General features: G+C 65.8%; 20 protein-coding genes. 9 read left to right on the forward strand and 11 right to left on the reverse strand.

Annotated elements, in window-relative coordinates; all coding sequences use genetic code 11:
* Positions 1–50 precede the first annotated feature (50 nt).
* Together ABC383_RS20805 and ABC383_RS20810 are read left to right on the forward strand one after the other, a co-directional pair.
* Positions 51–812, forward strand: a complete 762-nt coding sequence (locus ABC383_RS20805; RefSeq protein WP_413016813.1) for a hypothetical protein — start codon at positions 51–53, stop codon at positions 810–812.
* 113 nt (positions 813–925) lie between these two features.
* Positions 926–2,143, forward strand: a complete 1,218-nt coding sequence (locus ABC383_RS20810; RefSeq protein ID WP_413016815.1) for a YsnF/AvaK domain-containing protein — start codon at positions 926–928, stop codon at positions 2,141–2,143.
* A gap of 389 nt (positions 2,144–2,532) precedes the next feature.
* Here the strand turns inward: ABC383_RS20810 and ABC383_RS20815 are convergent, their stop codons facing one another.
* Positions 2,533–3,078 (reverse strand): septal ring lytic transglycosylase RlpA family protein, encoded by a 546-nt coding sequence (locus ABC383_RS20815; protein WP_413016817.1) that lies wholly within the window; start codon positions 3,076–3,078, stop codon positions 2,533–2,535.
* 199 nt (positions 3,079–3,277) lie between these two features.
* On the opposite strand from ABC383_RS20815, the gene ABC383_RS20820 reads away from it, so the two are divergent.
* The 3 genes from ABC383_RS20820 (at position 3,278) to ABC383_RS20830 (ending at position 7,421) form a co-directional block, all read left to right on the forward strand.
* Entirely contained in the window at positions 3,278–3,844 is a 567-nt protein-coding gene (locus ABC383_RS20820; protein ID WP_413016819.1) for a restriction endonuclease, read from the forward strand.
* Between the two features lie 150 nt (positions 3,845–3,994).
* Positions 3,995–5,515, forward strand: a complete 1,521-nt coding sequence (locus ABC383_RS20825) for a PhoX family protein (RefSeq protein ID WP_413016821.1) — start codon at positions 3,995–3,997, stop codon at positions 5,513–5,515.
* A gap of 406 nt (positions 5,516–5,921) precedes the next feature.
* The gene (locus ABC383_RS20830) at positions 5,922–7,421 is read left to right on the forward strand and encodes a GGDEF domain-containing protein (protein ID WP_413016823.1); all 1,500 of its coding nucleotides are present in this window, start codon (positions 5,922–5,924) and stop codon (positions 7,419–7,421) included.
* A 129-nt stretch (positions 7,422–7,550) separates the two neighbouring features.
* On the opposite strand, the gene ABC383_RS20835 is transcribed toward ABC383_RS20830, so the two are convergent.
* The 6 genes from ABC383_RS20835 to ABC383_RS20860 all read right to left on the reverse strand — a co-directional run bounded on the left by ABC383_RS20835 (position 7,551) and on the right by ABC383_RS20860 (position 14,424).
* Entirely contained in the window at positions 7,551–9,533 is a 1,983-nt protein-coding gene (locus ABC383_RS20835) for a PhoX family protein (RefSeq protein WP_413016825.1), read from the reverse strand.
* A gap of 154 nt (positions 9,534–9,687) precedes the next feature.
* The gene (locus tag ABC383_RS20840; RefSeq protein ID WP_413016827.1) at positions 9,688–10,467 is read right to left on the reverse strand and encodes an N-formylglutamate amidohydrolase; all 780 of its coding nucleotides are present in this window, start codon (positions 10,465–10,467) and stop codon (positions 9,688–9,690) included.
* Positions 10,468–10,473: 6 nt separating this feature from the next.
* The gene (locus tag ABC383_RS20845; protein ID WP_413016829.1) at positions 10,474–11,688 is read right to left on the reverse strand and encodes a carboxylate-amine ligase; all 1,215 of its coding nucleotides are present in this window, start codon (positions 11,686–11,688) and stop codon (positions 10,474–10,476) included.
* On the reverse strand, positions 11,685–13,154 hold the full coding sequence (locus ABC383_RS20850; RefSeq protein WP_413016831.1) for a RimK family ATP-grasp domain-containing protein: 1,470 nt from the start codon (positions 13,152–13,154) through the stop codon (positions 11,685–11,687). The genes ABC383_RS20845 and ABC383_RS20850 overlap by 4 nt, the downstream gene beginning before the upstream one ends.
* The gene (locus tag ABC383_RS20855) at positions 13,151–13,885 is read right to left on the reverse strand and encodes a C39 family peptidase (protein ID WP_413016833.1); all 735 of its coding nucleotides are present in this window, start codon (positions 13,883–13,885) and stop codon (positions 13,151–13,153) included. The genes ABC383_RS20850 and ABC383_RS20855 overlap by 4 nt, the downstream gene beginning before the upstream one ends.
* Before the next feature lie 185 nt (positions 13,886–14,070).
* On the reverse strand, positions 14,071–14,424 hold the full coding sequence (locus ABC383_RS20860; protein WP_413016835.1) for a hypothetical protein: 354 nt from the start codon (positions 14,422–14,424) through the stop codon (positions 14,071–14,073).
* Positions 14,425–14,576: 152 nt separating this feature from the next.
* On the opposite strand from ABC383_RS20860, the gene ABC383_RS20865 reads away from it, so the two are divergent.
* Complete coding sequence (locus ABC383_RS20865) at positions 14,577–15,068, forward strand: GNAT family N-acetyltransferase (RefSeq protein WP_413016837.1); 492 nt, start codon at positions 14,577–14,579, stop codon at positions 15,066–15,068.
* 149 nt (positions 15,069–15,217) lie between these two features.
* Here the strand turns inward: ABC383_RS20865 and ABC383_RS20870 are convergent, their stop codons facing one another.
* Entirely contained in the window at positions 15,218–18,097 is a 2,880-nt protein-coding gene (locus tag ABC383_RS20870; protein ID WP_413016839.1) for an insulinase family protein, read from the reverse strand.
* Between the two features lie 304 nt (positions 18,098–18,401).
* Here ABC383_RS20870 and ABC383_RS20875 point away from each other — a divergent pair, with 304 nt between their 5' ends.
* Together ABC383_RS20875 and ABC383_RS20880 are read left to right on the forward strand one after the other, a co-directional pair.
* On the forward strand, positions 18,402–19,232 hold the full coding sequence (locus ABC383_RS20875) for a class I SAM-dependent methyltransferase (protein WP_413016841.1): 831 nt from the start codon (positions 18,402–18,404) through the stop codon (positions 19,230–19,232).
* 319 nt (positions 19,233–19,551) lie between these two features.
* Positions 19,552–19,863 (forward strand): hypothetical protein, encoded by a 312-nt coding sequence (locus ABC383_RS20880; RefSeq protein ID WP_413016843.1) that lies wholly within the window; start codon positions 19,552–19,554, stop codon positions 19,861–19,863.
* A gap of 32 nt (positions 19,864–19,895) precedes the next feature.
* On the opposite strand, the gene ABC383_RS20885 is transcribed toward ABC383_RS20880, so the two are convergent.
* Positions 19,896–20,528 carry a PEP-CTERM sorting domain-containing protein gene (locus ABC383_RS20885; protein ID WP_413016845.1) on the reverse strand — a complete coding sequence of 211 codons (633 nt, stop codon included), beginning with the start codon at positions 20,526–20,528 and terminating at the stop codon, positions 19,896–19,898.
* Between the two features lie 557 nt (positions 20,529–21,085).
* Between ABC383_RS20885 and ABC383_RS20890 the strand changes: the two genes are divergently transcribed.
* On the forward strand, positions 21,086–21,613 hold the full coding sequence (locus ABC383_RS20890; RefSeq protein ID WP_413016847.1) for a DUF421 domain-containing protein: 528 nt from the start codon (positions 21,086–21,088) through the stop codon (positions 21,611–21,613).
* Between the two features lie 86 nt (positions 21,614–21,699).
* On the opposite strand, the gene ABC383_RS20895 is transcribed toward ABC383_RS20890, so the two are convergent.
* Entirely contained in the window at positions 21,700–22,758 is a 1,059-nt protein-coding gene (locus ABC383_RS20895; RefSeq protein WP_413016849.1) for an SDR family oxidoreductase, read from the reverse strand.
* Positions 22,755–22,883 (reverse strand): hypothetical protein, encoded by a 129-nt coding sequence (locus ABC383_RS20900; RefSeq protein ID WP_413016851.1) that lies wholly within the window; start codon positions 22,881–22,883, stop codon positions 22,755–22,757. The genes ABC383_RS20895 and ABC383_RS20900 overlap by 4 nt, the downstream gene beginning before the upstream one ends.
* Positions 22,884–22,911 lie beyond the last annotated feature (28 nt).

Consider the following 22,911-nt stretch of genomic DNA (forward strand, 5'->3'; position numbering starts at 1 on the left):
CGGTTCGGGATCGCGCGCATGTTACCGCATGTCCATCAATGCATCACCGCATGAAGGCGGCGGTTCCGGTTAATCGGATGATCTTTGCGTTCGCGCTAAGGGACTGCACGCTGGCAGGAACCATCCCGACCATGGGCTTTCTGATTAATTCGTTAATTCATTGTCAGGAGAACATCATGGCATTCGGTTCCGATTTCGGACGCATTCTGGACCAGTACAGCGATGCCTCCGCTCAGCAATCCCCGCCGCAACAGGTCGAACAAGACTTCGATGAAGTGACACGGCAGGCTGACCCGGAGATGCTGGAACACGGCTTCAACCAGGCCTTTCGCTCCGAACAGACGCCACCCTTCGGCAACATGATGGGGCAACTGTTCGGGCAGGCCGATTCGGGGCAGCGTGCCGGCATGCTGAATCAGCTGATCGGCGCGCTCGGTCCGGCAGTGCTGGGGTCGATGCTCGGCGGCCGCGGCGGCATGGGCAACATGGGCAACATGGGCAACATGGGTAATGCAGGCGGCATGGGTGCCGGCGGCTTGGGCGGCCTCGGTGGCCTTGGCGGTCTGCTCGGCGGCCTCCTGGGTGGTGGCGGCATGAGCCAGGGCGGCACGCCACCGCAGCTCACGCCGCAGGATGCCGAGAAGCTGAGCCCAGAGGAAGTGCAGGAACTAGCCAACCGCGCCGAGCAGGAGCATCCCGGCATCATCGATCAGATGAGCCGCTACTATGCGCAGAATCCCCAGCTGTTCAAGGCCCTGGGCGGCGCTGCGCTGGCGATCGCGCTGGGCCAGATCGCCCAGCGTAGACGCTGACGGCAGCGGCCGGCGCAGCCGGCCGTCTGACCTCATCCATCCCCTATTCCTCATCCCTAATGCCGGGACCATGCCGCATGCGGCGGTCACGGCCAACGACAAAGGAGCATGACATGGTTACCAAGACCACCAGCAACAAGCAGACCCCGCTCGTCACCGGCCTCTTCCCGGATCGCGACAGCGCCGAGCGCGCCTATCAGGACCTGTCCACCCGCGGCTATGGCCACGACGACGTCAACCTGGTGATGAGCGATGAAACCCGCAAGCGTTATTTCTCCGGCGACGAGTCGGTCAAGACCGACCTGCATACCAAGGCGGCTGAAGGCGCCGGCATCGGCGCCGGCATCGGCGGCACGCTGGGCGCCATTGCCGCTGCCATTGCCGCGGTCGGCACCTCGATCGCATTGCCCGGCCTGGGCCTGGTGATTGCCGGCCCGCTGGCGGCTGCGCTGGTCGGCGCCGGCGCCGGCGGCGCGGCGGGCGGACTGCTGGGAGCCCTGATCGGCTGGGGCATTCCGGAGGAAACCGTCAAGCATTACGAACAGGGCATCAAGAACGGCGGCATCCTGATGGGCGTCAAGCCCAAGACCGATGCAGACCGTGAACACTTCACCACGCACTGGAACGACGCGCAGCCGACCGGCGTGAGCACTGCTGCCGCCACCGGCACCGCCCGTACCGCCACCGCCACCGGTGCCGAATCTGGCACGATCCCTGTGGTGGAAGAGCATCTCGAAGTGGGCAAGCGCGCGGTGGAGACCGGCCATGTGCAGGTCAAATCGCATGTGGTGGAAACCCCGGTCAACGAGAGCGTCACGCTGCGCGAGGAACATGCGGCCATCGAGCGCCGGCCGGTCGATCGTCCGGCGTCAGAAGCCGACCTCGCCAACTTCAAGGAAGAAACGATCGAGGTGCGCGAGACCGCCGAGCAGGCAGTGGTGAACAAGACGGCGCGTGTGGTCGAAGAAGTCGTGGTCGGCAAGACCGCCACCAGCACCACGCAGGAAATCAGCGACACGGTGAGGAAAACCGTGGTCGACGTCGAACGCGACGGCAAGGCCGGCGCCACCGGTACCGCCGGCATGACGGACTTCCGCGACGACTTCAAGACCCGCTACGCCAGCACCGCCGGCGCGAAATACGAGGACTATGCGCCGGCCTACCAGTACGGCTCGACGCTGGCTGGCGACCAGCGCTACGCCAACCGCTCCTGGGACGACATTGAGACCAGCGCCCGCAGCGACTGGCAGACCCGTTACCCGGGCAGCGACTGGGAGCGCTTCAAGGCCGCGGTGCGCCATGGATGGGAGAAGGTGAGCGGCCGCCGCTAGGCGCCGCAAGGCAGCAAACCAGAGCCCGTGCGGATCGCCGCACGGGCTTTTTTATGGTCATCGCGCAGCGCGGTGAACCGTCCGCAGATGCAATGAGCGGTTCGGCGCAATAACCCGAAGCGAATGGCGCCGATGGCTAATCAGGGTAGGCACCGAACGCGATGGCCCCGGTTGGCCAGCGAGACCACACTGCCGTTCCGGGAAAGGATCCTTGAAAGCAGCGCCTGCGTTGGCATTTCCAGTGGACGGCGCCTTGGCTTCGGTACATGGCGCGGCATCGGTAATGCCTTGCGCTGATCGGTGAGTTGGTGGAATGCCCTTCGGGATAATTTCACCCGACTTTGCGCCAGCGAGGCCAGCTGATCCGCTTGGCTATTGTCGTTACGGGCTCAACGGCCGGCCGCGCCTTCGCCCGCCTTGACGCTGCCGTCCGGCTGCGGCACTTCGATCGGCTTGACTACCACCGGCGCCACGCCGTCTTCCTTCATGTCCAGCTTGTCCGCCACGCTGGGCGTGACGTCGACGATCCGGTCCTTCACATACGGGCCGCGGTCGCGGATTTCCACTACCGCCTTCTTGCCGCTTTCCAGGTTCACGATTTCCGCCTTGGTGCCCAGCGGCAGTGTCTTGCTCGCGGCCACATTGGCATTCGGATTCATCCGTGTGCCGTCCGCCATCTTCCGGCCGTGAAACTTGCGGGCGTAATACGACGCCTTGCCCCGGCGCGCCTTGCCTGACAGGTCCAGCCCCGCCTTGCCGGACTTTGCCGTCTTGGCCTTCTTGCCGGCCTTGGCCGTCTTTGCTGCCTTTGAACGCGCGGCATGGCCGCTGTCGGCCCTGTCGTTGCCGGGTGGCGTGGCGGCCGAGGCGGCCATGCCGATGCAGCAGGCGACGAGGCATGCCGCCAGCTGGCGGCACTTGCGTGAAATGATCATGTCCGGTCCGTTGCAGAGAGTAGGGGATAGCCCGGGCGCGCCACATGCTGCACGACATCGGGCTTTGTTGTTTCGATGGCAGCATGCCGGCAAAGTTCGCCCGTCGCACCTGTCGGGTTTGCGCGCATCGCAGCCCGACCGTATGGCACAGGCGGCTGCGTTATGATGGCGCCCCCTGCATCCCCGAAAAAGCCATGCCATGTCCATCAAAATGAAGGAAAACTCCCTGTTCGCCATCCTGCTGCGTTCGCGCTGGTGGATCAGCTTTCTGGTGGCGGCCGCCGTTGGCCTGCTGGCGGTGGCGCTGATGCCGTCGCCCTACAAGCCGCTGGCGGCCTTTTCCGGCGCGCCGTTCTTCGTCATCGGCTGCATGGCCGCCTGGCGGCAGTTCAAGGCGCCGGCCCCGGCCGCGGTGGCGCGCACCCTGGAGCGCGCCACGGCAATGTCGTCGCGCGACTTCCTGCAGGCGGTCGAGGAGGGACTGCGCCGCCGTGGCTACACCGTGACGCCCTACGCCGGTCCCGGCGCCGACCTGCGCGCCGAAAAGAACGAGCAGGTGCTGCTCCTGGCCTGCCGGCGCTGGAAGGCGGCCCGGCATGGCGCCGACGCATTGCGCGACCTGGAGGCGGCCATGCGCGCCGCCAAGGCCGGCAGCGGCGCCTATCTTGCGCTTGGCGAACTGACCGAGCAGGCGCGCCGCCAGGCCGCCGACGGCGGCATCGATGTGATACGGGATGCGCGCCTGGCCGAGCTGCTGGGGTTCTGAGCGGTCCGGCATTGCCGGTCATGCAATCGTCATCCTGTGGTCATGCCCTTGAAGCATGCGGTGATTAATCTTCCGCCAGTTCTTCGCGGCCGGCGCCGTCCGGACCGCGTGCGAAGGATCTGACCCATGCTCATCGACAGGAGGAACACCATGACCGACCACAATATCTCCGGCAAGCGCCGCAATCTGCTCAAGGGCCTGGCCGGCGCCCATGCGCTGCCCTTCATCGGCGCTCTCGGCGCGCTGCAGGCCAGGCAGGCGCACGCCGCCGACGGCGTCACTGCGCTGGTGGAAAGCCCCTACGGCCCGATCGCGCCCACCAACGACATGACGACCGGCCTGCCGCTGCTGCAACTGCCGCCGGGCTTCACCTACAAGAGCTACGGCTGGCGCGGCGACCTGATGGGCAACGGCCAGCCCTGCCCGGGCGGCCACGACGGCATGGGCGTGATTGCCGCGGGCAGCCGCGGCAACCGGGTGGAGGTGGTGCTGGTGCGCAACCATGAAATCGGCTTCGTCGCGCCGGAAAGCGTGATCGATGCGCCCGCCGTCTATGACCGCGGCACCAACAGCGGCCTGGTCAACAAGCCCGGCGGCGGCACCACCAACCTCGCTTTCCGCGACGGCAAATGGGTCGGCATGACGCCCAGCCTGGGCGGCACCCAGGGCAACTGCGCCGGCGGCGTCACGCCCTGGGGCACCTGGCTGACCTGCGAGGAAGTCAGCTCGGACGCGGCCAGCAGCGCCGGCAACATGCACGGCTACGTATTCGAAGTGCGGGCCGACCCGTCTTCCACCTCGGCCCGGCCCATCGTCGGCATGGGCCGCTTCGGCCACGAGGCGGCCGCGGTCGATCCGGCCACCAGCATCGTCTACATGACCGAGGACAGTTCCGGCAAATCCGGCTTCTACCGCTACGTGCCCCGGGTGACGCCGGGCGCGCCGGGCACGCTGGCGCAGGGCGGCACGCTGCAGATGGCAAGGGTGAAAGGCATGTCCAATGCCAATCTGGCCACGGTATCGGTGGACCAGCAATATGAACTGGAATGGGTGACCATCGCCAATCCCGACCAGGCGCGCGGCACTGCCACCGGCCTGAACGGCCAGGTGATCACCAATGCGGCCGGCCCCTTCGTGCAGGGCTGGGCACAGGGCGCGGCGCGCATGAATCGCGGCGAAGGCATGTGGTACTACCAGGGCCGGATCTATGTGATGGACACCAGCGGCGGTTCGGCGTCGCGCGGCACGGTCTGGGAACTCGACCTGGCGCGCCAGCGCATCACCTGCATCTACAGCAGCCCCGGCGCGCTGGTGGGGAACATGGGCGACAACCTGACCGTCAGCCCCGGCGGCGGCCTGCTGCTGTGCGAGGACGGCGGCGCGGAAACCGGCGACCGCTTCGGCATCGGCCAGCGCCTGATGGGCCTGACCGATGCCGGCGATGCGTACATTTTCGCCAAGAACAATGTCAACCTGACGGCGGAACAGGTGGCGGCGGCCGGCAAGGTAGCCAGCGCCGCAGGCGACAACCGCACCCGGGAATTCTGCGGCGCCTGCTTCGATCCGACCGGGCGCTTCCTGTTCGTCAATATCCAGACGCCGGGCATCACCTTCGCCATTACCGGACCCTGGGCCAAGGGGCCGCTGCATTCCCGCGGCAACGGCGCGTAGGGCAGGAGAGGGCGCGTCGGCACGATCGGGCCGCACGACGAAGGCAGATTCATTGCCTTCCTCGTGGCGGGCAGTCTGAAAGACGCTCTGTAAGCCTGGACCGGGCTTCATCCGACGCCAGTATCAGACGAAACGGCACCCCGGCGGGCGCGGCGCGAACAGCGCGTTGCGCCCGCTGTTGTTTATTGGAAGCGATTATCGCCCAAATTTAATTTCCTGCTGGTAATATACTGAGAATTACTGATTATTCCCGAGCGGCGGTTAACAATGCCCTGTTGACTCGGGACAGCAGTGCTGTCGCTGCCTTATCTGCTCCGTCATTTTCAGTCGCCATGCTCTACCCGTCCGATATCGCTTTCCATTACCTGCCGCCGTTCCAGCAGCGCTTCCCAAGGGGAACCGCCCCATGCTGAAACGCGTCCTGAACATCCAGCCGGCGGCCGCGCCCGCTGCCGCGCCCGCTGCCGCGCCTCCCGCCGAGGCAGCGGTGACGTTGACGCCCGAGGCCGTGCTGCGTCTGCTGCTGGAGCAACTGCGCCCTTTGCGTGGGGAAATGTCGGTATTCGCGCCGCGCCTGGGCCGGGCTCTGGACCAGGCCGACTGGGCGCTGGCCAGCAGGACGCTGCTGGATCTGGTGCAGATGGCAACCGAGCTGTCCGGCCGTGCGCCGGCACGGCGCGAGTCGATCGAGCTTGAAGCGCCGGCCGGCGCCGACGCGTGGCAGTCGGCCACCGCCATGCTGCTCGAATGCGGCATGCCGGCGCTGCTGGCGGCAGGCGATGCGCTGGCGACGCGCGCCAGAAGCGCCGCCGGGCGCGTCAGAAGCGTGAATGGACCGCAGCAGACCGAAGGCGTGCTGCAGGAAATGGCCAGCCTGGTCGACGACTGCGCCGGCCATGGCGAGCTGTCCCGGCAGAAGCAGAGCCTGTTGCTGGACCTGCTGCGCCACCTGAGCGCCAACATGGCCGGGCTGGCCGAGCAGCAGTCCTGGGCGCACGGCCAGGCAGCCACGGTGCAGGCGTTGCTGGACAGCCCACTGAGCGTGGACGTGCTGCAGGCGGCGATCGCCAATCTGCAGGATGTCGCCGCCCGCCAGTCCAGGATCAAGGAAAGCCGCGACCAGGCCCGCGACTCGGTCGAGCGCATGCTGCAAACCTTCATTGCGAGCCTCGATACCGTCGCCGACAGCACCGGGCAATACCATACCCGCATCAGTGCCTATTCCAGCGAACTGGCGGACGTGCGCGACGCCGAGCAACTGCGGCCCATCCTGGCGGCGGTGCAGCGTGAAACCGCCACGCTGGAAAACCATGCCCGCACCGTCAGCGCGCAGGCCGGCGCGGCGCGCTCGGAGCTGCTCGCCGCGCAGAAGCGCATCCAGGCGCTGGAAGCCAAGCTGGAGGAAATGAGCGAACTGGCGCGCGAGGATGCGCTGACAGAGAGCCTGAACCGGCGCGGCATGCTGGAAGCGCTGGGCCGCGAAATGCAGCGCTCGCGCCGCTACCACACGCCGCTGTGCGTGTCCCTGCTCGACATCGACAACTTCAAGCAGTTGAACGACAAGCTGGGCCACCAGGCCGGCGACAACGCGCTGGTGCATCTGGTCAGGGTGATCCGGGCCACGCTGCGGCAGATGGATGTGATCGCGCGCTTCGGCGGCGAGGAGTTCATGCTGCTCCTGCCCAACACCACGCTGCCGGATGCGATGCAGGCAGTCACCCGCATCCAGCGCGAACTGACCAAGTCCATCTTCATGTTCGAGCACCAGAAGGTGCTGGTGACCTTCAGCGCCGGCGCGGCGCTGGTGGGCATAGCCGAAGGCCAGGACCAGCTGATACAGCGGGTCGACGCCGCGCTGTACCAGGCCAAGCGCGAAGGCAAGAACCGGGTAGTGGCGGCCGCCTAGTTCAGGGCAGCGCAGCCCGGCAAGGCCCGGGAAGTGCCGCGTCCGGCGTCATCTGCAAGGCAGCGGCATGACCGCGGGCGGGGATTGCCCCGTTCCCGCCATGCCGCGCCAGGCGCTGCGGTTACCGGCTTATGCCTTCTTCGTGCGGATCGCCGTGGCGTCGGCGGTGAGATAGCCGACCGCCGCGCCGAATGCATTCCGGTAATTGGCCTTGATCAGCGGATCGAGCGTGGACTTGACCGCGCTGTGGATAGGCAGCCAGTCGCCGGCATGCTGGAAGTTGCTCATGATGTAGGTCCAGCCATTGATCTCGTCTACCGCATGCAGGCCGGTGGACTCGCCGCCGGACGGAATCGACATGATCCGCGCGAGCTGCCTTGTGTCCACGTTGTACGCCCACAGGAAGTTGTTGACGTGCTGGCTGCTGTCCTCGCCGATGAACAGGGTGCGCATCTTCTCCGAGAACTTCAGGTTGTCGGGATTGGCCACCTTGTCGGGATTGGCGGTGTTGCCGAGCGCGTCGGCGGGTATGTCCTGCCCCACCAGCAGCGCCTTCAGGTCGACCGGCATCCATTCGCTGCTGATGGCCACGCCGTTGGTGTCCTGCACGCCGCCCTTCAGGTTCAGCGCCATTACCGCGCCGGCAGCCAGCTGGCTCGGGATGGAGACGCCGTTGCCCGGCACGTTGAGCGCATTGCCGGCCACCATCGCGCTCTGGCAGTTCTGCAGCGCCGAGTAGGCCACCTTGTCGCGGGCGTTGACGGTGGTGCCTTCCATCTTGGTGAAGCCCATCGAGGCGCCCACCAGCGCGGCGTAGCGATGGGTTTCCAGGAAGGCCGCCGCCTTCTCCATGCCGGGCATCAGTTTGATCCACTCGATGCGGCCGTTGGCGGCCACCCTGGCATAGGCGGGGTCGGCGGGATCGGTGGTTTTCACATCCATGATGTCGGTCGGCCGCAGCGTGTTGGCCAGGCGCTGGACTTCGGCGCTGCTGGCCGAGCCCAGCCTGATCCAGGTCAGCGGCGCACCACTGGCGCTGGGATCGAGCGAGAAGCCGGCGCCCACTTTCGCGACATAGAGCGTGCCGGAAGACAGGTCTCTCTCGCGGTCGGCCACGAAGATGAAATAGCCGCTGTTGGTGGCATCGTCGCCCATCATCACGGTGCGGTTGTCCGGCATCACCTGCACCAGTTCATGCGAGATGCGGCCAAGGCAATAATGCTTTTTGATCGACGCCGTGCCGTCGGGATTGACCGTGACTTCGGGCAGGTGGCCGTAGTGGTAGGGGTTGGCCACCGTCTCGCTGCCGTACAGGTTCTTGCTGAAGGCGCGGAACTGGGCGTCGGTCGCGGCGCTGAAGGCATTCGGCTCGTATTCCTCGCTGGAGAGGTGGGTGCCCCATGGCGACAGGCTGGCGCCGCAGGTGATCCAGAGCCCGTTGACGGAGGAGGTGTCGACGTTGTGATACTTCACCAGCGACAGCTTGCCGGTGGCCGGGTCCTGGTCCAGCGTCAGCACCGCGATCGGCGACGGCAGCCTGCCGTACATGTTGGTCACGCCGTCCTGCGCCAGGCTGGTGTACTCGAACTGCACCACGGCGAACACCGCATTGCCCTTGACGCCATTGACCCTGGCATTGGGCACTGTCAGCAGGGAGGTGCCGTCCGGCGAATCGGAGTAGAACTGGCGCGGGCTGGCCGGCACGCTGCTGTCGATGATGGGCTGGTTGTAGATGTCGACATAGCCGCCGGCGAGGATGGTGCCGCCGTTGCCGTCGGGGACGCGGTCGCCGGTGATGAAGAAGGGCTGATAGGCCAGCTTGTAGTCGACCTTGCTGGCATCGCTGTAATTGACCGTCATGGTCGAGCCCACGCTGGTGGTGGCCATTGCCGCCGGCGTCGTCAGGTTGGGCGCCGCCATCGCGCTGAAGCTGACCGAGGCGAACGAGGCCGTGGTCTTCGGCGCTTCCACCGGCGCGGCGGCAACGTTGTCGGAGCCGCCGCCGCAACCGGTCAGCAGCGTGGAAGCAAGCGCGGGGCCGAGCGGCAGCAGCGGCGCGCTGGCGAGGAATTTGAGTGCCTGGCGGCGGGAAAGCGGGGACTTGGTCGTCATCTTGTTCAATAGGCAGTGGAATGGGGTTGACCTGCTCCGGCTGGCATCGCGGCCTTGGGCATCATGCATGGCCGCGCAGCGTTCAGGGTGAGCGGAGTATAGGAAGCACGTATGACGCGCTTATGACAACCACGACAGAACTGCCGCGCAACGCTCAGTAAGGAAGGACCCCAGCGTTGGCGCGGCCTGATTGCAGCGCATCCCGCAGCGCGGCGGTCACGGCCTCGCGCAGGGCGTGCCATGCCGCACCCGCTGTCGCATGGCGCTGGTTGATCTCCAGCTCGATGCCGAGATAGTCCGTACCGGGAAAGCGGCGACGCAGATAGGTCGTGAAGCCGTCGGCGGTGCCGGCATACGGATAGTTCATGCGCACCTTCAGCCCGGGCGCATGGCGGCCCAGCGCAAGCCGCCATTCGCGGCACAGCGCGCGCTCGCCGCCGCGGCGCGGATCGTAGAGCAGGCCGATGTCGGCGTCGCGCACGGCGCCGTCCAGCTCCGGCGTGAAGCTATGGGACGACAGGTGCACCACGCGCAGGCCATCACTGATCATCGTGCCGATGCGGGTCTCGACCGCGTCGCGGTAGGGAAGGTAATACCGTTCGATCAGCTCGCGGCGCAGCTCGGCGCCGGCGTCCCTGGTGAATTCGGAGTACAGGCGGGCATGCCGCGGCGAGCGGTTCAGCTCGATCAGCAGGCGGCTGACCGTGCAGGCATGCAGCGGCGCAGCCAGGGCTGCCGCCAGTTCGCGCGCCATGCGCAGCGCGCCGGGATCATAGCCGCGGTGGCTGCGCAGCACCGCGCCATGACCGTCAAACAAATGACGGTAGGCGGCGGGAATGCGGTTGCCGCCGTGTTCGCAACTGATCAGGAAGCCATCGTCCTTTTTCACGTCGATGGTCCCGGCGCGGCGCCCGGCCATATGCATGGCGGGCATTGCGCCTCACGGCAGGAAGGCATGTCCCTGCTCCAGGCAATCGCACAGCCGGCGGCAGGCATGCGTCATGCCTTCGCGCGCGATGGCGTCGCGCAGCCGCCGCGCCAGCGTGCCATGCCGGAGGATGGTCTCCAGCGGCGACCGCCACCAGGCCTGGTCCTGGCTGGCCAGCAGCGGCCGCAGCAGCCCGCGCCAGACGTCGGCCGCAGAAAGGCGCGCTTCGGTGAAGCCGAGCAGCCGCAGATAGCGGGCGTTGTCGATCACGGCGGCATCGCCGTCGCGGATGCAGGCAGCCAGCACGGCGGCCAGCGCTTCGGTGGCGATCTCCTGCTGCGCGCCGAGGTCGCCATCGGCATACAGCCGGCGCGTCACGTCCACCGCCGCGGCCGCCACCGCAAGGTCGGCGTCCGGATGTTCCTGGGTGTCGATCACGCGGATCTCGATGGCGTCGCGGTCGAACCGGGCAATGGCGCCGCGCGAATTGAGCCATTCATACCGCAGCACGTGGTCCGGGTCCAGCGCGGCGATATCGTCATACATCGGCTGCAGGATGCGGGCCTCGTAATCGGCCTGGCTGCGCACGGTCTCCGGCACCACCAGCCCGGCGATGGACGGCATGCGGTCGGCATTGTGGGTATAGACATGCATCCGGTAATCCGCATAGCCGGTATCGCGTCCGTCGGCGTAGGGCGAACTCGCGGCCAGCGCAGGCAGCAGCGGCAGCACCAGCCTGATCGCCGCATGCAGACGGGCGAACTCGTCGTCGCCGGCGAAGGGCAGGTTCACATGCATGCTCTGCAGGTTGGACCAGCCATGGCCCCGGCTGTCGAAGATGCGGTCGTAGGCCTGGTAGATGTCCTGGTTCTGATACGGCCATAGCCGGGTCTCGCGGTCCGGGTCCATCCACGGATGCATCGCGCCCGGCATCAGCCGCGCACCCATGCCGGCGAGCAGGCCATTGATCTGGTCGACCTCGCGCCGGAAGGCCGCCGGCAGGCCGTCGAGCGACGCGGCGGGCATCAGGTTCTTGACCTCCACCAGGTGCATCACCAGCTCGTTGGACCAGCCCATCTCGCCATGCGTGACTTCATAGTCCTCGCTGCCGGGCGCGGCCGCCAGCAGCCTGTCGGCCACGGGCAGTACGTCCAGGGTCTCGCGCTCGACGATCATGTATTCCAGCTCGATGCCGACGCCGCCGAAGGCATGCAGCGGCGCGCTCATGGCTTCATCCCCCGCAGCGCCTCGATGCGCTTGTTGAACACGCCCATCACCTCGCGGTACAGCGCATCGCCAAGCACGCCGTCCTCGTTGCCGGCATCCACGTTCGGATTGTCATTGATCTCGATGATGTAGCACTGGCCATCCACTTCCTTCAGGTCGACGCCGTAGAAGCCGTCGCCGATCAGGCCGGCCGCACGCACCGCGATGTCGATCACTTCGTTGGGCGCCTCGCCGATCGACAGCGCCTCGGTCCTGCCCTCGCTGGTCTGGACGCTGTCGTGCCGGATGATCTGCCAGTGCCCTGGCGCCATGTAGTACTTGCACACGAACAGCGGCCGGTTGTCCAGCACAGCGATGCGCCAGTCGAATTCCGTCGGCAGGTACTGCTGGGCCAGCACCAGTTCCGAATGGCGCAGCAGCTCGCTCACCTTGCTCATCAGTTCCTCCTCGGTGTGGACCTTGGCCACGCCTAGCGAGAAGGCGCCGTCAGGCTGCTTGAGGATGCAGGGCAGGCCCAGCGTCGGAATGATGCGGTCGATATTGTCGGGATGGACGACCAGCGTCTTCGGTATCGGTATGTGATGGCGGGTCAGCAGTTCGGCCAGGTAGATCTTGTTGGTGCAGCGCAGGATGGCGTCGGGATCGTCGATCACCACCATCCCGGCCGCCGCCGCCAGCCGCGACAGGTGATAGGTGTAGTGGTTGACGTTGGTGGTGTCGCGGATGAACAGCGCATCGAATTCGGTCAGGCGGCCGGCGTCGCGCCGCGTGATCAGGCTGGGCTTCATGCCCAGCATGGTGGCTGCCTCGCAGAACTTGTGCAGCGCCTGCGGGTTGGAGGGCGCTTCCTCGCGCTGCGGGTCATGCAGGATGGCGATCAGCGGCGCTTCGCCGGCCGGCCGCGTGCTGCGTATCTTCTGCCGCCGCATATAGGCCTGCACCGACTGGCAGAACGCATCGCGGTCGGCTTCGGGAATCTCGCCCGGTTCGCCGGCGCGGATCGTCATCAGCCGCCAGTTGCCGGCGGTGCGCTTGAAGCGGGCATGCAGAATGGGCGCGGACAGGCTGCGGAACAGCTCCATGCACAGATGCTCGTTGCGGCGGTCGCCGCCGGCATCGTGGCCGAAGTAGACCCGCAGCTCGGCCTGGTCCTGTTCCAGCGGCGCGAAGGTGCAGTTGACGAGGTCGCCCAGCCTGTCCCTGACATTTTGCAGCAGCTCGCTCGATTGCAGGTCCTTCAGCGCTTCCACGCCGGGCAGCGGCTGGTGGCCGCGCGCCTCCGCCAGCAGGGACACATAATAGCCATGGCTCTGGTAGCGGTAATTGCTGCACAGGTTGAATACCCGGGCCGAAGCCAATTCGCCGAAGGCCGGGTCGATCAGGTAGTTGCGGGCGGCAATGGCGGTGATGCCGGGAATGTTGAATGGCCAGTCTTCCGGCCGGCTGACAACGAACAGAATCTTCATCGGGTATCCCGCCGCCTCCCATCCCTTGGCCTGATCACCAGCAGGTTGGCGTCATGGGTCACGATGCCCAGCAGCACCGCGCCCAGCACCCGATCCATGCCGAGCCAGTACTGGTGCGCGCCGGCAAACGGGTTGGGTTGATAAGGGTCTTCCACCAGGACCTTGCGGCGCTCGCGCTCATAGCCGGCCAGCACCACGAAATGACCCGAGGGCAAGCCACGCACATCGTCGGGCGTATCGTCGGTGCCGTATTCCCGCATGGCGCGGTAGAGATAGGTGGAACTGAGGCCAGTCAGCAGCGGAAAGCCGCGCCGCAGCAGGCCCTGCACCAGCCCGCGTGTCAGATCCTTCATGCGCAAGCGGCCGCCGAGCCGCAGAAATTCCAGATAGCCTTCGGTGGCATGCCGCAGGCGGTAGTCCGCCTTGACCTCGCGCTGCATGCGCAGGCGCTCGGCAATATCGACGTCGGAACCGTTGAACCAGCTGGGGTCGAACACGTTGAGGTTGTAGGTATAGATCGTGGCGTCATAGCCGCGGCGCAGGGCGTCGCAGGCCAGCAGCACGGCAAAGGTCCCGCCCTGGGCCAGCTTGCCGGTTCGCTCGATCAGATCAGCCAGCGGCTCGTCATCTCCCCAGTAACGGTATATCGCATGCAGGCAGGTAGGGCCACAGGTCGTCTCGTCCGGCTGGGGGTGGATATTGACGGGAAGCTCGATTCGATTGGTAAGCACAATGGCGGGCAGGCATTATGGCACTGACAGTCAGACTTGCCATGCCGACAAAAGTTTCGGCCCGGTGGTGTCTGGCAAGCCGGCAACACGAATTCGATCAATCGGCGCGCCGATAGCGGCCGGAGTGATGCCGGCGGGGAATGCAAAAAAGCCGGGCGAACCCGGCTTGGCGTCATGGGTGACGATTACTTCGTGGTCGTGGCATCGACCTTGGTTTCCTTGCTGTCCTTCTTCGCTTCGGCCACTTTCTTGTCCGCCTTGGCATGCGCCTTTGCCTTGGACTTCTCTGCCTTGGCGTCGGCCTTGTTCACGGCTTCCTTCTCGTCGGCTTTTGCCTTGGCGATTTTTTCGCTGGCCTTGGCATCGGCTTTCTCGGACTTGGCTTCGGCATTGACGGCTGCTTTGGTGGCGGGTGCCGTGGTGGTCGTGCTCGTTGTGGTGGCAGGTGCGGCTGGCGTTGTGGTGGTTGCCGCGGGAGCCTGTGCAAAGGCGGCGCTGACGAACAGGGCGGCAACGGACATAACGATCAGATTTTTCATAAAGCCCTCATCAAGTGGTTGAGCAGTTTGCCTGCCCCCCACTAACGCCTGCTGCAGACAGCCAGTTGACCAGCAAGTTGTAAGCGCAGGTTACGGTTGTAAGTGCGCATGACAACGTGCATAGTGCGCCATATGAATCACGGGAGATGCCGATGAACACGATGGATGCGGGCACCTTGCCCGATATTGAATTGCGTGTCGCCACGCAGGATGACGCCGCGCTGCTTGCAGCGCTGCAAGCGGAGATGGACGACGGCGACCCGGCCGCCGTGACCGATGCCGACCATGCGGCAATGCGCGCCGTGCTCGCGGACATGGCTGCCTACCCGCACTTTCGCGCCTACCTCGTTTACCTGGACGGGCAGCCGGTCGCCAGCTTTTCACTGATGATCTTTGCCTCGCCTTCGCAGGGCGGACAGCCTCAGGCCCTGCTGGATGCAGTGGTGGTGAGCCGCGCGCAGCGCGGGCGCGGCGTCGGCGAGGCTATGGTGCGGGAAGCACTGTTCATGGCGCGGCAGGCGGGATGCTACAAGCTGATTCTGTCATCCAATCTGAAGCGGCGCGATGCGCATCGTTTCTATGAGCAGCTTGGCTTCCTGCAGCATGGGATCAGCTATGGCATGGCGTTGAAGGAGAAAGACTAGCCGGCTTGCGGGCGATGCCGAAGCAGGGAAGGGCGAAACGCGTTGCGCCGAAACCGACGCCCCGCTTTTTGCGCGCCGCGCACCGCTGACGCGGCGCGCCCGAGGGGACCGGAAAGTCAACGGCAACGCGCTCGCCCCGCTCCGGTGCCTCAGGCCGCCTGGCCGGCCAGCGCCATCAGGTCCACCACTTCCAGGCCCGCCAGATCCTGCGCCGCATTCCCCGCAAACGCAGCACGGCTCGGCTGCGCATTCTGCAGATGCCGCATGGCCACCGCCTTGAGCTGAAGATCGGTGCATTCCAGCACGCCGCGCCGGAACTGCTCGCGCATGGCTTGCGTGACGCCTGCTTCCCGCAGCTGCCATGCCTGCAGCGCTTCATGATGCGGGCTGCGCGGCTTGTCGAGTTCGCCGATCACGCCGATGATGGCCTCCTCGATATGCTCGCGCTGCAGCGGCGCTTCCACCACCCAGGCCACGGCGCGGGCGAAGTCGTCGTAGGTGCCGGCCAGCCGCGGGTCGCGGTAGGACAGCATGGTGAACACGCCGCTGTGCGCCGCATAGCGCGCGGTGCCGCCATAGGCGCCGCCTTCCTCGCGCAGGGCCTGGTGCAGCACCTGGTTGGTCATCAGGTTGGCCAGCACCGACAGCACCGGCGCATCCTCATGGCCCAGGCGCGGCACCGCCCAGCTTGCGAAGCAGTGGTTGACCTGCGCCGGCGCCGTCAGCGCAACGCTGGCCGGCGCGCCGCGCTCGCGTTGCAGCGGGGCGGGCGCGTTGTCGGGGTCGGCGCCAGGAACGTCGATCAGCCGCGCCAGGTGCTCGCCATCCTCTCCCACGCCAGCGCCTATGATGCGCACCGGCGCCGCCAGCACGCGCTGGTGCAGCGCCGAGAGCCGTTCGCAGATGGCTTGCAGGCCATCGTCGGACTCGATCTGATGCGCCAGGGTGCTGTAGAAGCGCAGCGCGCCGGCGCCATCCACCGCATCCTGGAAGCGGCGCCTCAGGGAGAAGGGCAGCTCGGCTGCAATGGCGGCGTACTGGTCGCCCTGGTCGGCCAGGTCCTGCAGCTGGTTTTCCGCGATCTGGTCGATCAGGAAGGCAATGCGTTCGCTCTCATCGAAGCGCGCCTCGCGGATGGACTTCGACAGCAGCTGCGCAATCGCGTCCTGCTCCTCGCGCACATTGCGCGACGAAAAGGCCAGGTTGATGCGCAAGGCAGGCCCGTTCGCCTTCAGCGACTCCTGCGCATCGAGATCGACCGAGAACGATGGGGCCAGCTGCTTGCGCCAGGATGCCGCTTCGGCGAAATTCATCGCGCCCACGCCGAGGTCGGGCAGCAGTTCCGCATAGAGGTCAAGCCATGGCCAGTCCGCTTCGTCGAAGGCGGATACGTCATACACCACGCGGCCGTAGCTGATGCCGTTGCTGGCAATGCTAAGGCCCAGCAGGCGGCCGCTGTCTTCGGGCAGCTCGTGCAGGGGCCGCGGCAGCGGGCTCACATCCTGCGGCCGGATGCGCGGCAGCAGGTCGTTGTTGACGGGCTGGCGCTGGCGCGCCAGCAGCGCTTCGGCTTCGGCGGCGATGCGCTGCGCCTCGCGCTCGTCCATCGCGCCCGCGTGTTGCGCCAGGCGCTCTTCCTCGACCGCATTGCGCGCCTCGAAATAGCGGGCGTCCGGCTCCACCGTGACGGTGAGGCGCGTTGGCGCGGCCAGCAGTTCGCGCACCATGGACTTGAAGAACTCCGGATGACGGATGTCCTGCTCCAGCTTCGCCAGCGTGGCTTCGCTGTCGAAGGCGGTCATGATGTCGCCGCCGGCCATTTCGAACGGCAGCGCCTGCAGCAGCTTGCGCATGCCGTAGGGCAGCTGGCCGCCCTGGATCTCGCGCTGCGAGAAGCGCAGGTCGCGCAGCGCCGCCTGCAGTACCGCGTGCGGCACGCCGGTCTGCGTGGTCTTTTCCAGCGTGCGCCAGATCAGCGCGCGCGCCTCTTCGGTCTGTTCGCGGGTCAGGCCTTCCATGCCCAGGTGGAACACCAGCTGGCGGTGGCTCGGGTCCATGCCGTTGAAGGCGGACGGCCTGCCATAGCCGGCCGTTTCCATCGCATGCAGCAGCGGCGCCGAGGCATCGCCCACCAGGCCGGCCTCCAGCAGTTGCGCACGGTAATACGCCATCGGGTCGGCCGATTCGCCAGCCAGCCAGGCCAGCTGCATGCCGTACTCATCGTCGCGCGCGGTCGGCGACGGAATGCGGATGGTGGTGCTGCGCGGCGTGTCCCATTGCGGCGCCAGTTCCGGCATCATGCGCGGCGCCTGGCCCGTCAGCTTGTCCAGCACATGCTCGGCAATGACCCGCTGCACCGCGGCCGGATCGACTGCGCCGGCCGTCATGAACACCGCCTGCGACGGATGGTAATGGCTGGCGTGGAACTGCTTCAGGTCGTCATGCGTCAGAGATGGAATTGCCAGCGGGTCGCCGCCCGACTCCACCGCATAGGTGGTGCCGGCAAACAGCACCGCGTCCATGCCCTGCGCCAGTGCCCGCATCGGGTCGGCGAAAGCGCCCTTCATCTCGTTGAACACCACGCCGCCATAGCCGAGCTTGCCGTTCTCCAGCGTGTGGCGCCAGCCTTCCTGCAGGAAGTCCAGGTAGTCGAGCTTCGGGAAGAAGGCCGCGTCCAGGTAGACGCCGAGCAGGTTGAAGAAGTCGGCCTCGCTGGTGCTGGCGAACGGATACACGGTGCGGTCCGGATAGGTCATCGCATTCATGTAGGTCGCGGTCGAGCGGCGTAGCATCGAGAAGAACGGGTCGCGCACCGGGTAGCGGCGCGAGCCGCACAGCGCCAGGTGCTCCAGGATATGGGCACGGCCATCGTCCTTGTCGGGCACGGTGGGGAAAGCCACCAGGAAAACCATTTCGGGATCGTCGGTCGCCAGATGAATGTGGCGGGCGCCACTGGCGGGATGTTCGTATTCTTTCAACACTGCCTGCATGACCTTGACGGGCCGAACACGCTTTTCAATGAAGGTCATTGACTAATCCTATTGATGATTTAATTTGTATAGCAGTTTAACGTAGATTGCCAGCCGTTGCGCCGTTGCCGGAAGCCAGCAATTACATGCAGCAGACTGCGCCTCCTGAACTACTCATCTGGTGGCGCCATTAGCGAAGATCAATGGCGAGGCGGCGCGATGGAGTATGACAAAGTTCAGCCGCGAGCGTTAGCGCAGGCGCATGACCCAGGTTTTCCGCATGGCGACCGGGCAGGATGGTGTCGCTTGCCATTCATCAGCCTGCGTTCCTTCAACCGTTCGAGGTTCACTCAAGGAGCCTTTCATGTCCTCACCCAGTCCTGTCCCCGTGGCCGATCTGGCCGCCGTCAAGGCCCGCCAGCAGGCGGCCTGGTCTACCGGCAACTATGCCCTGATCGGCAGCACGCTGCAGATCGTTGGCGAAAACCTGTGCGAAGCGCTTGATCTGCGTTCCGACATGCGCGTACTCGACGTGGCCGCCGGCAATGGCAATGCAACGCTGGCCGCGGCCCGCCGCTGGTGCGATGTCACATCGACCGACTATGTGCCGGCGCTGCTCGACAGCGCCCGTCGCCGCGCCGAGGCCAATGGCTATGCCATCGATTTCCAGCAGGCCGATGCGGAAAACCTGCCCTTCGCCGAGGCGGCATTCGACGTGGTGCTGTCAACCTTCGGCGTGATGTTCACGCCGGACCAGGACCGGGCGGCCAGCGAGATGGTGCGGGTGTGCAGGCCGGGCGGCCGGATCGGCCTGGCGAACTGGACGCCGGACAGTTTCATCGGGCGGGTGTTCAAAACGATAGGCCGATACATCCCGCCGGCAGCAGGCGTGAAGTCGCCCGCGCTGTGGGGCACCCGGGCCAGGCTGGAGGAAATGTTCGGCCAGGCCGCAGCCGGCATCCGTATCGACGAGCGCGTATTCGTCTTCCGCTATCGCTCGCCGCAGCATTGGCTGGAGGTGTTCCGCACCTATTACGGCCCGATGAACAAGGCATTTGCCGCGCTCGATGAGAGCCGGCAGCAGGCTTTCGCGCAGGAGCTGCTGGACCTGATGGAAGGGCTAAACCGTTCAGGCGATGGCACGCTGGTGCTGCCCAGCCCCTACCTGGAAGTGGTGGTGGAGCGCAAGGCCTGAGCCGGCGCCGGCCGGCGCGGCGCTGCCAGGAGATGGGCCAGGTGCCGATTGCCAGGCCCGCCGCGTTGGCGGCCACGACAGCTGCCATCGCGGCGATGCGCGCTGCGTTATAGCGGGCCTGCGTCGTCCGGCACGCAAGCTTGCTGAGATCGCACTGCAGTTGCCGCAGCGCCTAGTCTTCGGCGGTCAGGCAGGAAAACCGAGGACGAAAATCATGCCAGACTTGATGGCTACATTCCTTGACAGGGGAGATGGCCGGTATGTCATGGCGCAGAACCTGTTGTGACCAGCATGCAATTCCCTTTTTGACAGGTGGCCCATGGCGGCAACGTATTCCACGCTCGACGACCTTCACCAATGCCTGACCCGCGACTTCGGCCTGGTCGCCGAGGCGCCGCATGGCGGCAGCTGGCGCACCTATTTTCTTGGAAAGGTTGAATGGCATCCGTCGCGGTCGACCCGCACCGTCAAGATATTGCTGGATGGCGCCGGCAGGCCATGGAAGATACAGCTCTGCGTTTCTTCCGACAACAACAACAGCGTCTTTCTGGACGCGCCATTCGGCCATGAGGCGCTGAAGCTTGCAATCGACGGAGAGGTCCGCCTGCTCGTACGCAATTCACAGCGCTGACACCCGTTGCGGCCGGGCCAACGCCGCCGGCATTACAGCGCCACGCCGCGCCTGCGCAGGCGCGCCACGACAAGCAGGCCCAGGCCGAGGCCAAGCAGGGGCAGGGCGGCCGGCTCCGGCACCTGCGCCGACTCGCCTTCCAGCGTGAAACGGAAGTTGTCGGCTGCGAACGCGACCGATGTGCCGGGCTGCACCCAGACTTCCAGCCTGTCGATCGGTGTGCCTATGCCGGTTGTGCGGGTCGCAAAGTCTTGCGGCGCGGTATCGAGGAAGGAAAACTGCAGCGCATTGCCCAACAGGCCGCGGAACAGCCAGGCATCGCCCTGCGCGGCCGCGCCCAATGCCGCGATGTCATAGCCGTCGAAGGTGAAGTCGCGGCCCGTGAAGGTGGAAAAGACCGTAGGCGCATTGGGCGCGCCCGGCACCGGGCCTTGCGCCGCAGGATAGCCCACCAGCGCGCTGGGCGGATTGCCGGCGCTGGCAGAGAGAACGAAGTTCCTGGCGATCGCATAATTCATCTGGCTCTCGGACCGGTCGACCCCGGGAAGGAAGCCCTCGTCCAGATTTTGAAAGGTCACCGTCGCAGCCAGCGATGGCGATGCGGTCAGGGTGTACAGCAGGGCAAAGGCGCTGCCGAGCACGACGGCCTTGATCGACTTTCTCATGGCGACCTCCTGTGTATGCAAAGTGGTCCATCGGAATCAGCGCGTTGCTTGCCGCGGGATGCTGGCAAGGAAACCTGGCCCTTCCCATTATCGATAGCGCGGCTGCATGCTTTTTGAGCGAGGCCAATATCGCGGCTGCCAAGCCTGCCGAGCGGCAGGCGCCGATGCGTCCCTGCCCATCCGGCAGATGGCGGGGCTGAAAAATGCCTGCCCGGACCGCCATCCGGGCCAGGAACATGGATCGGGCTCCCTGTCAAAAACGTTGCGGCAAACGGATCATGGCTTGCCGCCAAAGTGGATTTGAACATTTGGATTTGCCCGAAGCTAGTTGCTTGCGGTTGATCGCGATCATGGGCGCGCGGCCTGCGCAGGGCGCGCGTCGCGCTGGCCATGGAAGAATAGCCGCCAACGGAATGCGGCAAAGCGCGATTGTAAGGCGCCGCAAGTGCCATGCTCGGCGTTCCATGCAGGAATGATGCCGATGACTTCGGGCTGCCCTCCTTCACCGTCCTGGGGCCGGTGGAAACAGGACGGCCCTGACCTGAATAAGGAAAACGATGTTCTTCGACAGCATGCATGATCTGTGGCGGGTCTTCCTGGTCGGCACGCTGGCTTACATCGGCTGCATCGTGATGATGCGGCTGAGCGGGAACCGTACGCTGTCGAAGCTCAATTCATTCGACCTGGTAGTGACGGTTGCGTTTGGCTCGACGCTGTCGTCGATACTCATCACCAGCGACATTGCCCTTGCCGAGGGCCTTTTCGCCATTGCCCTCCTGGTGCTGCTGCAGTTCGTCATTACCTGGCTTTCAGTCAGGTTCGGTGCAATCAATACCATCATCAAGACCGCGCCCACCCTGCTTCTGCGCAATGGCCGCATGCTCGACGATGCCATGCGGAAGGTGCGCATCACCAGCGATGAAATCCGAACCGCGGTGCGGCAGAAGGGGATGGGCAGCCTGGATCAGGTCGCTGCCGTCATCCTGGAAACGGATGGCAGCCTGTCGATCATTTCTGCCGAGAAGCTTGGCTCGGGTTCTGCGCTGGAGGGTGTCCAGGGAGCCGGGGACAGGCTGCAGCACTGAGTTCTCGCGCTGCTCACAGCTGTTGAAGGTTGAGGTCGATCGTGCCTGCGCTAGCCTTGCGGCAGCACCCGCCAGGCTGCGCGCCCTCAGTCTTTCCTGCCTGCCAGCAAGCGGCGAACGCCGCATGCCGGGCCTGCGGCCGGACGCTTGCCTGCAAGCAGGCGCGCGCCATACAGCAGGCCGAGTGCCGCGCCGCCGGCAAGGAACCAGGCGCGGTGCATGCTGGCCCAGAGCTGCAGGCTTCCGGTATGCGCGCCGGCGCTGTACCTGCCCCGCGCCGCGTAGGGCCCGGGGACCGGCTGCCACAGGTTGGATGGCCGGTCGCGGGAGATCGGTTCATCGGTATGCTGGCCCTTGAAGCCGGTGCGCGCGAGATAGCGGTCCAGAAGCCGCGGCGCGCATTTTTCCGCCAGTATGGTCATGGCCGACGGCGCGCCGACATACAGCTCGGGACGCCGGGCATGGGCAGCCCAGTAAATGGCCCGGGCCGCCACTTCCGGCTGGTAATACGGCCCCATCGGCTTGGGATGACGCAGCAGCGTGGTCTTGCACCAGTCGAACTGCGGCGTGTTCACACCCGGCATTTCCAGGATCGTCAGGTGGATGTCGCTTCCCTCATGCAAGAGCTCTGTGCGCAGCGACTCGGTGAAGCCCTTGACCGCATGCTTGGCGCCGCAATAGGCCGATTGCAGCGGGATCGAGCGGTAGGCAAGCGCCGAGCCAACCTGGACAATGGTCCCCTGCCTGCGCGGCCGCATGCGCTTCAGGGCCGCCATCGTGCCCCATACATAGCCGTGGTACGTCACATCGGTCACGCGGCGGTAATCCTCGGGCGTGATCTTTGTCAATGGGGCGAAGATGGTCGCCATCGCATTGTTGACCCAGATATCGATCGGGCCCAGCGCCGTCTCGGCCTGTGCGGCCGCAGCTTCCACCTGCCCGGGGTCAGCCACGTCGGTAGGGATGGCGATGGCGCGGGCGCCCAGCGCGCGGGCTTCCTCGCAGGCAGCCTCCAGCCGGTCGGCATCGCGCGCCAGCAGCGCAATGGAAGCACCATGCCTGGCGAATTCACGCGCCGTGGCACGGCCGATGCCCGCGCTGGCGCCCGTGATGACAACCACTTCGGGACGATGAGTATTAGTCATGCGATGCCTTCGATGAAAGGAGCGGCGGCGGGAACGCGCGCGCCAGTCTCGATACTTTTGACCGGCGCTCGCCATGCCGGGTTCAATATAGTTTGTGCAAATACACCTGCGATGCGTTTTGCCAAGAACCATCGCCTTGTCGATTCATCTCAA

The organism is Noviherbaspirillum phoenicis (genome assembly GCF_047237965.1).
GTDB lineage: Bacteria > Pseudomonadota > Gammaproteobacteria > Burkholderiales > Burkholderiaceae_D > Noviherbaspirillum_A.

What these genes read in the sequence shown, in the direction of transcription:
- ABC383_RS20830 (WP_413016823.1), top strand. Translation starts at nt 5,922, where the DNA reads ATGCTGAAACGCGTCCTGAACATCCAGCCGGCGGCCGCGCCCGCTGCC.
- ABC383_RS20805 (WP_413016813.1), top strand. Translation starts at nt 51, where the DNA reads ATGAAGGCGGCGGTTCCGGTTAATCGGATGATCTTTGCGTTCGCGCTA.
- ABC383_RS20875 (WP_413016841.1), top strand. Translation starts at nt 18,402, where the DNA reads ATGTCCTCACCCAGTCCTGTCCCCGTGGCCGATCTGGCCGCCGTCAAG.
- ABC383_RS20850 (WP_413016831.1), bottom strand. Translation starts at nt 13,154, where the DNA reads ATGAAGATTCTGTTCGTTGTCAGCCGGCCGGAAGACTGGCCATTCAAC.
- ABC383_RS20895 (WP_413016849.1), bottom strand. Translation starts at nt 22,758, where the DNA reads ATGACTAATACTCATCGTCCCGAAGTGGTTGTCATCACGGGCGCCAGC.
- ABC383_RS20880 (WP_413016843.1), top strand. Translation starts at nt 19,552, where the DNA reads ATGGCGGCAACGTATTCCACGCTCGACGACCTTCACCAATGCCTGACC.
- ABC383_RS20885 (WP_413016845.1), bottom strand. Translation starts at nt 20,528, where the DNA reads ATGAGAAAGTCGATCAAGGCCGTCGTGCTCGGCAGCGCCTTTGCCCTG.
- ABC383_RS20815 (WP_413016817.1), bottom strand. Translation starts at nt 3,078, where the DNA reads ATGATCATTTCACGCAAGTGCCGCCAGCTGGCGGCATGCCTCGTCGCC.
- ABC383_RS20845 (WP_413016829.1), bottom strand. Translation starts at nt 11,688, where the DNA reads ATGAGCGCGCCGCTGCATGCCTTCGGCGGCGTCGGCATCGAGCTGGAA.
- ABC383_RS20840 (WP_413016827.1), bottom strand. Translation starts at nt 10,467, where the DNA reads ATGCCCGCCATGCATATGGCCGGGCGCCGCGCCGGGACCATCGACGTG.
- ABC383_RS20890 (WP_413016847.1), top strand. Translation starts at nt 21,086, where the DNA reads ATGTTCTTCGACAGCATGCATGATCTGTGGCGGGTCTTCCTGGTCGGC.
- ABC383_RS20820 (WP_413016819.1), top strand. Translation starts at nt 3,278, where the DNA reads ATGTCCATCAAAATGAAGGAAAACTCCCTGTTCGCCATCCTGCTGCGT.
- ABC383_RS20860 (WP_413016835.1), bottom strand. Translation starts at nt 14,424, where the DNA reads ATGAAAAATCTGATCGTTATGTCCGTTGCCGCCCTGTTCGTCAGCGCC.
- ABC383_RS20835 (WP_413016825.1), bottom strand. Translation starts at nt 9,533, where the DNA reads ATGACGACCAAGTCCCCGCTTTCCCGCCGCCAGGCACTCAAATTCCTC.
- ABC383_RS20825 (WP_413016821.1), top strand. Translation starts at nt 3,995, where the DNA reads ATGACCGACCACAATATCTCCGGCAAGCGCCGCAATCTGCTCAAGGGC.
- ABC383_RS20810 (WP_413016815.1), top strand. Translation starts at nt 926, where the DNA reads ATGGTTACCAAGACCACCAGCAACAAGCAGACCCCGCTCGTCACCGGC.
- ABC383_RS20865 (WP_413016837.1), top strand. Translation starts at nt 14,577, where the DNA reads ATGAACACGATGGATGCGGGCACCTTGCCCGATATTGAATTGCGTGTC.
- ABC383_RS20870 (WP_413016839.1), bottom strand. Translation starts at nt 18,097, where the DNA reads ATGACCTTCATTGAAAAGCGTGTTCGGCCCGTCAAGGTCATGCAGGCA.